This window comes from Mycobacterium sp. Aquia_216, assembly GCF_026723865.1.
GTDB lineage: Bacteria > Actinomycetota > Actinomycetes > Mycobacteriales > Mycobacteriaceae > Mycobacterium.
Map to the genome: position 1 here is coordinate 1,749,128 of NZ_CP113529.1, position 13,443 is coordinate 1,762,570.

11 protein-coding genes are annotated in these 13,443 nt (G+C 64.7%); 7 read left to right on the top strand and 4 right to left on the bottom strand.

The genetic code is table 11. The features are described from left to right. Nucleotides 1-12 precede the first annotated feature (12 nt). Nucleotides 13-1,299: a PucR family transcriptional regulator gene (locus OK015_RS08295; protein ID WP_268130627.1), complete on the top strand. Its 1,287-nt coding sequence runs from the start codon at nucleotides 13-15 to the stop codon at nucleotides 1,297-1,299. A 22-nt stretch (nucleotides 1,300-1,321) separates the two neighbouring features. Here OK015_RS08295 and OK015_RS08300 read toward each other — a convergent pair whose 3' ends face one another. Continuing rightward, the gene (locus OK015_RS08300) at nucleotides 1,322-1,498 is read right to left on the bottom strand and encodes a hypothetical protein (RefSeq protein WP_268130629.1); all 177 of its coding nucleotides are present in this window, start codon (nucleotides 1,496-1,498) and stop codon (nucleotides 1,322-1,324) included. Nucleotides 1,499-1,820: 322 nt separating this feature from the next. On the opposite strand from OK015_RS08300, the gene OK015_RS08305 reads away from it, so the two are divergent. Then, nucleotides 1,821-2,396 carry an HdeD family acid-resistance protein gene (locus OK015_RS08305; protein ID WP_268130630.1) on the top strand — a complete coding sequence of 192 codons (576 nt, stop codon included), beginning with the start codon at nucleotides 1,821-1,823 and terminating at the stop codon, nucleotides 2,394-2,396. A 22-nt stretch (nucleotides 2,397-2,418) separates the two neighbouring features. Here OK015_RS08305 and OK015_RS08310 read toward each other — a convergent pair whose 3' ends face one another. Further along, the gene (locus tag OK015_RS08310) at nucleotides 2,419-3,639 is read right to left on the bottom strand and encodes a PucR family transcriptional regulator (RefSeq protein ID WP_268130632.1); all 1,221 of its coding nucleotides are present in this window, start codon (nucleotides 3,637-3,639) and stop codon (nucleotides 2,419-2,421) included. Between the two features lie 427 nt (nucleotides 3,640-4,066). Between OK015_RS08310 and OK015_RS08315 the strand changes: the two genes are divergently transcribed. Then, nucleotides 4,067-5,524, top strand: coding sequence for a CoA transferase (locus OK015_RS08315; RefSeq protein WP_268130633.1), 1,458 nt, complete (start codon nucleotides 4,067-4,069; stop codon nucleotides 5,522-5,524). Nucleotides 5,525-5,612: 88 nt separating this feature from the next. After that, a complete protein-coding gene (locus tag OK015_RS08320) occupies nucleotides 5,613-6,797 on the top strand; it encodes a PucR family transcriptional regulator (RefSeq protein ID WP_268130634.1) in 1,185 nt (394 codons plus the stop codon). Nucleotides 6,798-6,811: 14 nt separating this feature from the next. Here the strand turns inward: OK015_RS08320 and OK015_RS08325 are convergent, their stop codons facing one another. Both OK015_RS08325 and OK015_RS08330 read right to left on the bottom strand, forming a co-directional pair. Continuing rightward, entirely contained in the window at nucleotides 6,812-7,258 is a 447-nt protein-coding gene (locus OK015_RS08325) for a hypothetical protein (RefSeq protein WP_268130636.1), read from the bottom strand. 230 nt (nucleotides 7,259-7,488) lie between these two features. Further along, complete coding sequence (locus tag OK015_RS08330) at nucleotides 7,489-8,685, bottom strand: AMP-binding protein (protein ID WP_268130638.1); 1,197 nt, start codon at nucleotides 8,683-8,685, stop codon at nucleotides 7,489-7,491. A 490-nt stretch (nucleotides 8,686-9,175) separates the two neighbouring features. Here OK015_RS08330 and OK015_RS08335 point away from each other — a divergent pair, with 490 nt between their 5' ends. From OK015_RS08335 to phaZ, 3 genes are read left to right on the top strand one after another with little or no spacing between them, the layout of a single operon-like run. Further along, nucleotides 9,176-10,687: a long-chain-fatty-acid--CoA ligase gene (locus OK015_RS08335; RefSeq protein ID WP_268130641.1), complete on the top strand. Its 1,512-nt coding sequence runs from the start codon at nucleotides 9,176-9,178 to the stop codon at nucleotides 10,685-10,687. 2 nt (nucleotides 10,688-10,689) lie between these two features. Next, nucleotides 10,690-12,399 carry a PHA/PHB synthase family protein gene (locus OK015_RS08340; protein ID WP_268130643.1) on the top strand — a complete coding sequence of 570 codons (1,710 nt, stop codon included), beginning with the start codon at nucleotides 10,690-10,692 and terminating at the stop codon, nucleotides 12,397-12,399. 14 nt (nucleotides 12,400-12,413) lie between these two features. After that, nucleotides 12,414-13,241, top strand: a complete 828-nt coding sequence (gene phaZ / locus OK015_RS08345) for a poly(3-hydroxyalkanoate) depolymerase (RefSeq protein ID WP_442791278.1) — start codon at nucleotides 12,414-12,416, stop codon at nucleotides 13,239-13,241. Nucleotides 13,242-13,443: the final 202 nt, after the last annotated feature.

The following is a 13,443-nucleotide window of genomic DNA, read 5'->3' on the forward strand; positions in this document are numbered from 1 at the left end:
AACGTCAGGAGGGTGGTGAAAGCGCAGTTCGACAGCGACGTTGAGGTCAGCCGCCACGTCGCCGCGACCGCCGAACGATTGCACAATCGGCTGGCAGGGCTGTCGGCGGTGATGCGCCGGTCCCTCGAGGATCAGATCCCGGAGCTGCGTGGTGAGGAACGAATCACCGAACTGCTGGGACCCAGCGTCGAGGGAAACGTGGATACTGTTCTGCGCGCGTTGCGCTACGACATCGCCGTCGAGCGGGTCGAAGCGCCCACCGCGGCACTGGAATACGCCCGGCGGTTGGCGCAACACGGGGTACCCGTCAACGCGCTCGTCCGCGCCTATCGGCTTGGTCAGCGGCTGATGAACGAGCTGGTTTTCAACGAAGTGCGCGCACTCGATATCTCAGAACAGATGAGGTACCAGGTGATCGAGGCGATCACCGCGACGCTGTTCGAGTACATCGACTGGGTTTCGCAACAGGTGGTCGCCGCTTACGAAGACGAACGCGAACGGTGGCTGGAAAACCAAAACAGCGTCCGCGCCTTGCGGGTGCGCGAAGTCCTGGCCGCATCCAAGTCCATCGACGTGGATGCGGTCTCCACGTCGATCCGCTATCCACTGCGCTGGCACCACTTGGCGCTCGTCATGTGGTATCCCGAGACCAGCGCCGAAAGTCAGGAACTCGCCGGGCTGCAACGACTGCTGCGCGAACTGGGCGAAGCGGCCGGTGCGGCCGCCGGCTCGCTCTTCGTCGCTGCCGATCGGACCTGCGGATGGGGTTGGCTGCCGTACCGTGCTTCAAACGGCGAAGCGGCCGATGCCCCGGCGAAGGTCCGCCAGTTCATCGAGGCGCGGTCGGAGTCTCCCAGTGTGGCAATCGGGGCGATGGCAGCCGGCGTCGAGGGCTTTCGTCAGTCACACCGGGAGGCCGAAAGTGCCTACCGCGTCGCGATGGTCGCGAAGCGGGAGCCGACGGTGATCGCGGCGACCGATCCCGGGGTGTCGATCGCGGCGCTGCTGAGCGCCGACATTGCCGATACCCGGGTCTGGGTGATCAAGGTGCTTGGCGGCCTTGCGGGCGACGGGGAGAACGACGCCCGGCTGCGGGACACATTGCGCGTGTATTTGGGCTGCGGCTGTAGTTACAAGACCGCTGCCGAGCAGCTCAATCTGCACTTCAACACGGTGAAGTATCGGGTGGGCCGGGCCGTCGCCCGGCGCGGTCGTGAGATCGGCAACGACCGGCTCGACGTCGAACTCGCGTTGCTGGTCTGCCATTGGTATGGGCCCGTCGTTCTGCAACCCGAATAACGGGGTTGTGCCCAGCGACATTTCACGCCGCGGCGGGGGCGGTGCGACGCGGCGATGCCGTGCGCCGCGGGAAGTCGGCCGCGACTCGGTCCCGGGTGGACGTCGGCGCGGGTTCGGTGAGCATATGTACGACGGTGATGACCGCCGGCAGGAGCACAGGTGACAGGACGATCAGCAGGATGAGGATGGGCAGCAACATGGTTTCACCTAGATTTCTCGCAACGCGGGGAGTCGGAATATATTGTGGGACTGAATGATTCGAGCTGTCAGTGCCGAATCATCGGGTTCATCGCAAAAGGTACCGACGCCACCGCGGTGCGGTCATGTCCTGCGCCGACCAACTTGCGACGCGGGCTTGTCTTCGGGCGACAAATTGGTTCGCGCAGGGGCGGCGTTGCCGCGCGACCGTGCACCCTACCTCAGCGACATTGGCCGCACATTGTTCGCTATACCTGTGCGCGATGCGCAATTGTGTCGCCGCGGACATTTTAATTTCATCAATTGTGGCTAATGATATTGAGATGGCTATTCGCGACGACACTGTTTTCGAAGGTCCCCTTCAGCAGCTTGCCCGCAGTGCATGGCAAGTGCTTCTCCTCACCGGCATTCTGGCGGTTGCGCTGGGTGTCATTGTGCTGGCCTGGCCAGGCAAGACGCTATTCGTGGCGGGTGTCCTTTTCGGCATCTACCTGGTGGTTTCCGGGATCGGGTACGTGTTCGCCGCTTTCGGCACGCACGCCGGCGCCGCGATGAGAGTGTTGACGTTCATCACCGGCGTCGTGTCGGTGATCCTCGGGTTCTTCTGCTTCCGCGACAAATTCGAGGCAGTCACGCTGTTGGCCATCTGGATCGGCATCAGCTGGCTGTTCCGCGGGTTTACCCTGCTCGCCGCGGCGTTGTCCTTCGACCACCTGCCCGGCCGCGGCTGGCAGGTGCTGTCCGGGTTCATCATCGTGATCGGTGGCGCCGTGCTCATCGTCTCGCCGCTCGACTCGATCGCGATCCTGACCCTGGTCGTCGGCTGCTGGCTGATCGCCATCGGCATCGTCGACGTGATCAGTGCGCTGCAGGTGCGTAGCCGGGCGAAGGCTGCCTGACCGGAATGTTCCGGGTGGTCGACTAGGGCAGTCGCCGCTCGACCTCGAAAGCCAGACACAGCTCGGCGATGTCTTTGGGCCGGGACAGTGATCGGCCGGTCAACTCCTCAATGCGGTGCAGCCGGTGTCGCACGGTATTGGGGTGGCAAAAGACCTTCTTGGCGGTGTCATTGGCCGAACCGCCCGCCTCCACCCAGGCCTGAAAGGTATCGAGCAGGACGGCGCGTTCCTCGCTGGGCAGCGCGTTCAGCGGCCCCAGTACTGACGACCCGATCTTCGCCATGACTTCCGGGGCGCTCACCGCTGCGACGGCGAGGGGAGTGTCGTCGAAGACGGCGACGAGTGAGTCGTCCAACGGCTTTCCGGTGCCCGCCAATCGGGCGTATCGCAGTGCGTCGCTGGTTTCGGCCAACTCGCGAAACGGCGGACTGATGCCGACTCGCGCGGTCGCGGCGTGCCCGAGCACATCGATGAGCTTGCCGAGGGCTGTCGCCGGGTGGCCGCGCAGATGGACGATGCCGACCTGGACGTCGGGCAGTAGCCGCCACGCCGACCGGATGTCGCGGACGGAGAGCCTGTTTTCGATCGTCGGCAATCCCAGTTTTCCGATCGCGGGTAGCTCCGCGGCCACGACGACGTAGGGTCCCGAAGTGGGCAGACGCAGCAGATCTGCTGCCTCCCAAAGGCTTTGGCTGTCCGTAATCCTATGGGACAGTAGCGCTTCCACCAACGCCGATCGCTCTTCTTCTCGCTCGAGGATCTGCGCTGTGAGTTGCTGACGGTAGGCATTGCTCATCGCCTGGGTGAAGGTTTCCTGCGCGAGGAAGACCCGTGCGGTGGCCTCCAGTATCGAATCGGTAGGTATCTCCGCGGCGCGCGCTGCGGCGATGGTCTGCTCCCACATGAATCGGAATCCGATGCGATAGGCAGTCATGACTGCCGGCAGCGGCACTCCGGCGAGGGCGCGCGCGGTGCCCGTGTATTCAGCAGGCGACACGTCGACATCCGCATCTGCGGCGAGCGAGTCGAAGATGAACGTCAGATTCGCCACGCAACTTTCGGCCACTTGCTCTTTCGTAACGACGGCGCCGTCGCGGTAGGCGTCGATCTCACGGCAGAGCAGATCCGCCATCGCCTTTCCCAGTGTCGGGGCGCGGGCCAGCATGAGCTTGCCGAGTTCGGCGATATGCGGATCCGGTACGGCGCCGCGCAAGTCGCCGACAGGGTGTGTTGTCGCGCTCATACCGAAACCATAGGCCTGCTCACCGGCGGATGTGAGTAGTCGATCCAAGTGGCTCTCTTGTTTTGGCGACGCCCAAGGGATCTCGCAGAATTATGAGCGGCGTTCGGGCTTCAGCGCCGGTTCTTGCAAACCACGTGGGAGGCCGCCGCCGAACTCGGCGACGGGACCGCGGCATTTGACGACGACCCAAACCGCTTGCAGTCGTGGTCTATACGGCGCGGCTGGCGCACATGCCAAACTGCACGCGGCTAGCGGCAGACGTACTCGTGCATGGCCTCTGGATGCCCTGAAAGGCCATTGTTCGCCGGCACACGAAAGCGGGTTCGGTGCTGTCTTCGGCGCCAACGACACGGGGTCGATACGCAGAAATACTCGAAGGCATGACCGGGCAGGACGGTCCGGAAACCGTGCCACGAAGGGAATCGATATGAGCGACAATACTTTGGCCACCCGAAGGCCGGTCGCGGACTTCGACGTCAACGCGCGCTTTCGTGACGTCATGCACGAACTCGAGCTGTCCCCCGAAGACACCGGTGGCACCATCACCTTTGTCGGCGAGGATCCGATTTTCCCGAGCGTGCACCGACTCGGGGCCTGCATCGGTATCCCGATCATGGCGGGGGCGGCGGGGATCGCCGATATCTGGCGCCAGCGCAGTGGACGCGGTCAGGACCTAACCCTTGACCTGCGCAAGGCCATCCACGGAATCAACCCCATGTACAAATTCATGCCGACGATCAACGGCTACCCCTATCAGCTCCCGTATTTCATCGGCAACCCGATGGGGTTCGACCTGTACCGGACCAAGGACGGCCGATTCTTCCTGCCGACGGGGGCCTACCCGCGGCTGCTTGCCGGCATGTGCACGTTTTTGCGGTGCTCGCCGGACAAGGACAGCATCGCCACCGCCGTGTCCAAGTGGGACAGTGCGGAACTCGACGAGGCAGCCGCCGCGGCTGGTCTCGTCTTCGCCATCATCCGCACGCCCGGAGAGTGGGCGGCGCACCCTCAAGGCAAACAGCTGGCCGAAAAGCCGCTGGTGGAAATCGTCAAGATCGGTGACAGCGACCCCGAGCCGTTCACACCGGCGGCGCGTCCGCTGTCGGGGCTTCGGGTGCTGTCGGCAACCCATGTGATCGCCGGCAATGTCATGTCCCGCACACTGGCCGAGCACGGCGCCGAGGTGCTACAGATCGCCCACCCCGAAGAGTTTGAACACGAGGCCCTGATCCAAGACCCGTGTGCCGGCTTCACCTCGAATGCCTGGCTGGACCTCAAGCAGGCCGACGCCCGGCAAAAGGCCTACGAACTGGCGGCCGGCGCGGACGTATTCGTCGAAAGCTACCGCACCCGCAAGATTTCGAGCCTCGGGCTGTCACCCGAGGAACTGGCCGCCCGGCGCCCCGGCATCGTCTACGCCTCGGCGCGGTGCTACACCTACGACGGGCCATGGGCCAACCGGGCGGGCTTCGACATGGAAGCCCTGTGCGTCACCGGATTCACCACCGTGGAGGGCACTCCCGACCAGCCCGCGTTTCCTCCGACCCACGTCATGAACGACTACATCGCCGGCTACCTCGGTGCGGCCGGCATCCAAGCCGCGCTCATCCGCCGGGCCAAAGAAGGCGGCAGCTACCACGTGCGCGTGAACCTGGCCCGCGCCGCGATGTTCTTCATGTCCCTGGGCACCTTCGACAAGAACGCCCCGGCGTCGACCGGTGAGCAACACCGAATCCTGGTACCGGACAGCATCACCGCGCAAACCCCCTACGGGGAACTGGTCCGACTGGCCCCACCCGTGCAGTTCTCCGAAACCAAGCCCTACTGGCAAGACCCGGTACTCGTGGTGCGCGGGTCAAGCAAGCCGGAATGGAAAAACAGCTGAGGCGCAGCCTCCGGCAACAACAGTGGCGGCAATCTTCGTCTTGGGAGAACAACCGCCGAGGGCCCGTCGGCCCATAATGTGCCGTTGCATGAAGAGCGATATTCTGCTGCGACAGGTCGCTGACGTCGCGGCGGCGATGGACCGGCGAACCGACGAAGTGTCAATCCTGCTCGCCCACACAATCATTCGCGAGGTGCAGCTCTACGGGTCGGTCGCAGTACCGTTCGACGTGGTGGCTCAGAGCTGTGCCGCGAACGTGCGAGCGATCTTCGGCGCAGTCGCCGGCGATACCGATTTCGACGTGACCGTGGCCACCCAGACGGGGGTTGAGCGGGCGCGTGACGGGGTGCCGCTGCCGTCGGTGATGGAAGCCTACCGGGTAGGTTTCCGCCGGGCGTGGGAAGTAATAGCCGACGAGGCTGCCGCGCGCCCTCACCTGAATGGCGATGCGTTGCGCACGTTGACCGCCAAGTTACTGACCGCTCAGGACCTGTTCACCGGTGCGATGGCCGCCGGGTACCGACAGGAGCAGAGCAGCCGCGTCGCCGGCGACGAAATGCAGCGCTCGGTGCTCATCGACGCGCTGATCCACGGAAGGCTGTTCGAGCGGTGCAGCCTGTGGGAGGCCGCCGACTATCTTCGGATGCCGAGTACCGGTCCGTTTGTGGTGATCGCTGCTGATGCCGCATGGTCGGAGGTCGGCGCCCTGCCCGATGTCGAAGCGCGGCTGCGCAGCCTCGATGTGTCGTCGGCCTGGGTGACGCTGGCCGACGTGCACGTCGGGATCGTGCACGTCAAGACCGAGCGTCAGCTGGCCGCGGTGCTGGCGCTGGTATCGCGAGTGGCCATCGGCCGGGCGGGCGTGAGCGCCCGCTTCGGTGATCTGCGCGATGCCGCACGGGCGCTACGTCAGGCCCGGGTGACGCTGCAGGGCCGCCCTGACCCCGGCTCGCCGGTGTCAGTGTTCGACGGCTCGATCCTGGCCACCGCGGCCATCAGCGCACCAGACGTGATGGTCGAGCTCGCCAGCCCAGTAGTGGAACGTTTCGCAGATCTCGCCGACGACGAGCGGGAGGTTCTGTTTGCGACGTTTCGGGCGTGGCTGGAGCACGACGGTTCGGTGCGCACCGCCGGGGAAGCGCTGTTCTGTCACCCGAATACCGTCCGCTACCGACTGCACCGCATCGAGCAGCGCACCGGCCGTTCCCTCACCCGGCCACGGGATGTGGCCGAGCTGTGCCTGGCCTTCGAAGTGCATCGCCGATTGATGTAGGAATCGTGTTCGGCTCACGAACCGCTCGCGTGCCCGGTTTTGAGCGCATTCGCACCGGCGCGCGCGTACATCGCATCGAGCGCCGCCGACTCGGCTTCGTCCACAGCGGCCTGCGCAAAGTCGATGGCGTCAAGCGCGTAAGACAGGGCGATGTTCGCGTCCGCCTCCGCCGTGTCGGTGTCGAACTGTTCCTTCTTCTCTTTCAGATCTGTCCGCACCTTCGCGACATGTGCCTGCCATTTGCTGCGGATCTCTTGCCACTGTGACGACACCTTGTCGCGAGCATCGGATGCGTTGTCCTTCAACTGATCAGCGGCCGCGGTTGCCCTATTCCGGGCGCTCGCGGCGTCGACTCCAAGCTGATCTCTGGTGCGCTGACCGGCCGCACGGAGATTGTTTGTCGCTACTTTCGCCCGCTCGGAAATCTTCTCGAACTCCGAGCTCAGATCGGTGTTTGCCACCAGAAACTCCTTTGTCGAGGCTGGCTCTTCGCCAACCGTTCTCACCTTGTGGCCGGCTGAAAGCCGCCTACTATGAGCGTCGATGGTCGTGAGCGCCTGGTCATTGTTCGCAGAGACACAATCGTCGTGCCGAGATTAGCCGCTGCGACAGCAGAGCAAGCTGCGTCACGAGTATTGATTCGCTGCCGCCGTAGAGACGCAACTGAATTCCGTTGTAGCACAACTATAGTCTAGATTTCCGTGCGGCCGAGGAGGTAAAAGTAGCCGTCCTCGTCGACCCGGCCGATGTCGCCAGTCGAAAACCAGCCGTCAGCGAAGACCTTCGTGGTGGCTTCCGGCGAGTTCCAGTAGCCCTTCATCACGTTGTGCCCACGGATTTGAATCTCGCCGGGTGACCCGATCGGCACCTCGATGGCGTGTTCGTCAACCACCCGCATCTGCACGCCGTCGATTGGCGTGCCGATCGACCCGAGCTTGCGCGCCGCGGCGGGATGATTGAAGCAGGCTGGCCCGGAGGTTTCGGGCAGCCCGTAGCCTTCGAGGACCACGCAATCGAACGTGTCCTCGAACCGGCGCAGTACCTCTACCGGCATCACCTCGCCCGCGGAGATGCAGATCCGTAACGAACCGAAGTCCAGGTCGCGGTCGGCGCTGGCCCCCAGTAGTGCTCCGAACATGGAGGGTAGACCCTCCAAGACAGTGACCCGTTCGGCCGCAACCAATTCCAGCGCTGTGCCAGGGTCGAACGTGGGACACAGTACGAGTGTCGCGCCGGTCGAGATGACCGCCCCTAGAACACATGTCATCGCGAACGCGTGAAACAGAGGGATGCAACCCAGCACGACGTCGGCGGGCCCGATGTTGAGGAGTCTGCTCGCGATGACGGCTTGGCTGCTCAGAAGGTGGCTGTGGGTGAGTTGGGCACCTTTGGGCGCCCCGGCCCTGCAAGGCGTGTGCAGGATGACCGCGTTGTCGTTGCCGGCGCGAGCCACCGGCCACGCCTTCCCGAGGAAGCCGTCGGTCAACTGTTCAAGGGTGTGCTCGCCGACAGCGATTGGCACAACACCGGCGGCCAGCGCACCCGCGACGGCCGCGGCTCCAGATGACGGCGCGAACACCAGCAGGCGTGCCCCGGTGCTGGTCAAGTAGAACTCGACGTCGCTTGCGCTGTGTAGTGGATCCATCGGCACCACAACCGCTCCGGCGTACAGCACGCCCCAGAAAACCATGGCGAACTCAGGGCGGTTGGCCGACATGACCCCCACTCGGTCCCCCGGACGAAGTCCTCGGTCGTCGAGGTAGGCGGCGAACCGTGCGGCGCCGTCGGCCAGCTCCGAAAAGCTTGTCGTGACTTCGTCGCAGCGCAGGGCGGAACCATCGGGGTACATGTCTGCCGACTCGACCAGATACATGCTCACATTGGTCATGAAGATTTCCCGGGCGAGCTGCCTCCCATGCTTTGACCATGGGAGGCGCTTGGCCGGCTGTCGATGGAATCAATGACAACGAGCGCCGCTATGCGGTGTCCTACCGAACAATCACGTGCTCGCCTGGCGCGTCCGGCCCCGCCCCGACCACCACCGGGATTCTATTCGGTCATCACTGACTAGCCGGTCAGCCATGCGGGCCGGCAGCGCCGCGCGGGTGGCGCGTTGGCGACGAAGACAAATCACGGCGGGATGTGTTGTCGGAGAATACATCGCCATCGGCGCAGGTTCGCATCACGATCGATTCATCGGCCAATGTCCGCCAAGCCGCGCCTCGCCGGACGGTCCGCGCCCAGCTGTGGGCCGTCACACCAAAGCGGCCAGGTTGTTGTGCCCACCGACATTGTCGGTCCAGGTCACCGCGGGGACGATTGGAATCCTCAGGACAAGCCCAGAACCGGGCACCTCAACTAGATTCCAGAGGCACATCATGACCGCCCTTAGCGCCAATCTCGTTGCATCAAAGGACCGCAACCCCAGCCGCATCGCACTGCGCTGTGACGATTTGCAATTCAGTTTCGCCGAGCTCGACGACGCGGCCGCCCGGGTGGCGACGCTGTTGGCGCAAGCCGGGGTCGAGCCGGGCGATCGGGTGGGAGTGATGTTGCCTAACACTCCGGCGTTCGCGATCGCGTTCTACGGCATCATGTACCGTGGCGCCGTCGCGGTTCCGATGAACCCGCTACTCAAGGCCCGTGAGGTGGCCTACTACCTATCCAACAGCGGCGCTAAGGCGTTGTTCGCCACCCCGGCGTTCGCGGGCGAGGCGAGTGCCGGCGCCGCTGAGGTGGGCTCGCGGTGCTGGGTTGTCGACGACGCGACGCTGGCGGAACTGATTGCCGACCTGGCTGCCCAGGACACACCGGTGCAACGCGACGACGACGACGTCGCGGTCATCCTGCACACCTCCGGAACCACCGGTAAGCCCAAGGGCGCCATGCTCACTCACGGCAACCTCGGCCGAAACGCCGAAGTCAGTGTCCGCACGCTGGTCGAGACGGGGCCCGACGACGTGGTGATGGGCTGCCTGCCGTTGTTCCATGTCTTCGGCCTGACCTGCGGGCTCAACGGCTCAGTCCTCGCCGGCGCCACGTTGACGCTCATCCCTCGGTTCGAGCCCCGCAAGGCGCTCGAAGTGATCGAGCGTGACGCCGTCACGGTGTTCGAGGGGGTGCCGACGATGTATTCCGCGCTGCTCAGTGTGGCCGAAGAGGCCGCACCGGAAGCGACGCGGAGTCTGCGGACGTGTGTCTCCGGCGGTGCGGCGTTGCCTGTCCAGGTTCTCACCGATTTCGAAAAGGCCTTTGGTTGCACCGTTCTCGAGGGCTATGGGCTCTCCGAGAGTTCTCCGGCAGCCGCGTTCAACCATCCGCACCGGGAGCGCAAGGCGGGCTCGATCGGCACCCCGATCGAGGGCGTCGAGATGCGGGTGGTCGACCTGGACGGTGTCGAGGTCCCACGAGGGGACACGGGCGAGATCCAGATCCGCGGCCACAACGTGATGAAGGGCTACTGGAATCTCCCCGATGCCACCGAGGCCACGATCACGCCCGATGGCTGGCTGAACACCGGCGACGTCGGCCGCATCGACGAGGACGGTTATTTCTACATCGTCGACCGGACCAAGGACCTGATCATTCGCGGCGGGTACAACGTTTATCCCCGCGAGATCGAGGAGGTGCTCTACGAGCACCCGGCGGTGGCCGAGGCCGCCGTCATCGGCATGCCGCATGACTCCCTCGGCGAGGAAGTCGGGGCAGCCGTCTCCCTCAAGAAGGGGGCCGCGGCCACGGCCGATGAGCTGCGCGAGTACGTCAAGGCTCGGGTCGCCGCATACAAGTATCCGCGGCTGGTTTGGCTGGTCGACGCTCTGCCCAAGGGGCCGACCGGAAAGCTCCTCAAGCGCGAAATCACCATTCCGACAAGCGAAAGCACGCGATAAGCATGGCAACCTCTGCAAATACGGTGGCCAAGGCCGACGAGTTGGCCGCGCCGCTGGACCTGCTGCTCACCAGTGCCACCAAGCCATTCACCAGCCGAATGATGCCGAACGCCACCTGGGCCCGTTTCGGCGCCGGGCTGGCCCGGCATCCCGGTGCCGTCGCCGGCCGGGCCGGCACGCTCACCCGCGAACTCGGTGACATTGCGGTGGGAAAGTCCCACCGAGTCCCGGCCCGGGCCGATAAACGCTTCGGCGATCCTGCGTGGCAACAGAATCCGCTGCTGCACCGCATCATGCAGGCCTATTTGGCGGGTGCCGAGGCGGCCGAAGGGCTGCTCGGCGACGCGGAACTTAATTGGCGCGACAACGAGAAGATGCGGTTCGTGATGGACAACCTGGTGGAAGGTCTGGCGCCGACCAACAACCCGTTGATCAGTCCGCTGGGCTGGAAGGCGCTGATCGATACCGGCGGTCTGAGCGCGGTGCGGGGTGCCAAAGCCTTTGTCCGCGATATGGTGTCGAAACCTCGGGTGCCGGCGATGGTTGAGCCCGACGCGTTCGCGGTGGGCGAAACCCTGGCGGTCACCAAGGGCGCGGTGGTCCTGCAAACCTCGATGTTCGAACTGATCCAGTACGCCCCGCAAACGCCCAAGGTGCGCGCCATCCCGTTGCTGATGGTGCCGCCGGTGATCAACAAGTACTACGTCATGGACATTGCTCCTGGGCGCAGCATGATCGAGTACTTCGTGGCGCAGGGCCAACAGGTCTTCGTCATCTCATGGCGCAATCCACAAGCCCGCCACCGCGATTGGGGATTCGATGCCTACGGCACGGCGATCATCGAGGCCATGGACGCGGTGCAGAAGATCGCCGGCACGGACAGCGCCCATCTGCTGGCCACCTGTTCGGGTGGCATCCTGGCGGCGATGACCGCGGCCCACCTCGGTGAGATCGGCGAGGGTGATCGGATCGCGGGCCTCAACTTGGCCGTCACGGTGCTGGACGAGACCAGGGCGGGGTTTGCGGCCGCGGCAATGAGCGAGCGCGCCGCGCATGCGGCGATTCGCGTTTCGGGCCGGAAGGGCTATCTCGACGGGCGTGACATGGCCGAGATGTTCGCCTGGCTACGGCCCACCGACCTGGTGTGGCGATACGTGGTGAACAACTATGTGCAAGGTCGCAAGCCGGCGCCGTTCGACGTGTTGTATTGGAACGCCGACACCACCCGGATGTCCGCCGCCCTGCACCGCGACATGGTGCTGATGGGCCTGCAGAACTCGCTGGTCACCCCGGGTGCGGTCAGCATGCTGGGCAGCCCGGTCGACCTGGGCAAGATCACGTCGGACGCGTACGTGATCGGCGGTGTGGCCGACCATATCTCGCCGTGGCAAGCCACCTATCGCAGCGCGCGGCTGCTCGGCAGCAAGGACAATCGTTACGTGCTGTCGACCAGCGGCCACATCGCGGCACTGGTGAATCCGCCCGGCAACCCGAAGGCGTCCTACCGGACCGGACCGGTGGGCCCGGAAGGTCCGGAAGATCCCGAACAATGGCTGGAGTCGGCGCAGAAGTCTGCCGACTCCTGGTGGCCGGACTACATGGCGTGGCTCGCCGAGCGCAGTGGCCCGGAGGTCGACGCGCCGAAAGCACTTGGTGGCGAGGGTCTTCCGCCCCTCGGTCCGGCCCCGGGCAGTTATGTGATGGAAAAGTGAGTGCCGCGCGCCGGCTGACCTCGGTGAGCAGTATTGGCGAACACCGATATATCACCGCCGGCGGTCAACGGATCAGAGTGAACATCCGGCACGGGACCGGCGTGCCGTTGGTGCTCTGCAACGGCATCGGCGCCAGCCTCGAGGTGCTCGATCCGTTGGTGGAGCAGTTGGATCCAGAATTGATGGTGGTCCGATTCGACGTCCCCGGCACCGGAGGATCGCCCACGTCGATTGCCCCCTATGGCTTTCCCTACCTTGCCTGGGTTCTCGGTCGGGTGCTGTCCAAGCTGGAAATCGGCGTCGTGGACGTACTCGGACTGTCCTGGGGCGGCGCCCTTGCCCAGCAGTTCGCCTTCCAGAATCCGCGCCGCTGCCGGCGTCTGGTGCTGGTGGCGACAGGCACGGGCCTGCTGATGGTGCCCGCCCACCCGCGGGTGCTGGCGAAAATGGCTACCCCGCGCAGGTTCTCGGATCCGGGCTACGCCGCGTCCATCGCCGGCGAGTTATACGGAGGTACCGTCCGCGCGAATGGTGACGACGTGGCGCAACTGTTCGTGCGCCAGCTGCACGCGGGTTCCAGGCTCGGCTACCTGCACCAACTGCTCGCGGGTTCGGTGTGGACCAGCCTGTTCGCGCTGCCGGCGGTGCGACAGGAGACCTTGATCGTGGCGGGCACCGACGACCCGATCATCCCGGTGATCAACGCTCACATTCTGCATGCATTGCTTCCGCATTCGCGGCTACGTCTGCATTCCGGTGGGCATATCGACCTGGTGCACAATGCCGTCGAACTCGCTCCCGACATCGATACGTTTTTGCATGATCCGGGTGAAAGGCCATGAATCACAACGCTATCGATACGTCGGATTTCTGAACCCGGGAGATGAACCCGCTGATCGTCGGGCGCTCCTTGACGGGTCTTAGTGCGTTTGTCGGAAGTCGCTGGACGCTGCCGTCGAACGGGCTGTATAGAGTCGGAGGGCGGAAGGGCCGATCAACTTCGACCCCACCCCGCAAAGCTCGCTTAGCCCACTATCCAAAAGG

Excerpts from the sequence above, each read along its gene's own strand:
- OK015_RS08300 (WP_268130629.1), bottom strand. The coding sequence starts at position 1,498 with ATGTTGCTGCCCATCCTCATCCTGCTGATCGTCCTGTCACCTGTGCTC.
- OK015_RS08305 (WP_268130630.1), top strand. The coding sequence starts at position 1,821 with ATGGCTATTCGCGACGACACTGTTTTCGAAGGTCCCCTTCAGCAGCTT.
- OK015_RS08310 (WP_268130632.1), bottom strand. The coding sequence starts at position 3,639 with ATGAGCGCGACAACACACCCTGTCGGCGACTTGCGCGGCGCCGTACCG.
- OK015_RS08315 (WP_268130633.1), top strand. The coding sequence starts at position 4,067 with ATGAGCGACAATACTTTGGCCACCCGAAGGCCGGTCGCGGACTTCGAC.
- OK015_RS08320 (WP_268130634.1), top strand. The coding sequence starts at position 5,613 with ATGAAGAGCGATATTCTGCTGCGACAGGTCGCTGACGTCGCGGCGGCG.
- OK015_RS08330 (WP_268130638.1), bottom strand. The coding sequence starts at position 8,685 with ATGACCAATGTGAGCATGTATCTGGTCGAGTCGGCAGACATGTACCCC.
- OK015_RS08335 (WP_268130641.1), top strand. The coding sequence starts at position 9,176 with ATGACCGCCCTTAGCGCCAATCTCGTTGCATCAAAGGACCGCAACCCC.
- OK015_RS08340 (WP_268130643.1), top strand. The coding sequence starts at position 10,690 with ATGGCAACCTCTGCAAATACGGTGGCCAAGGCCGACGAGTTGGCCGCG.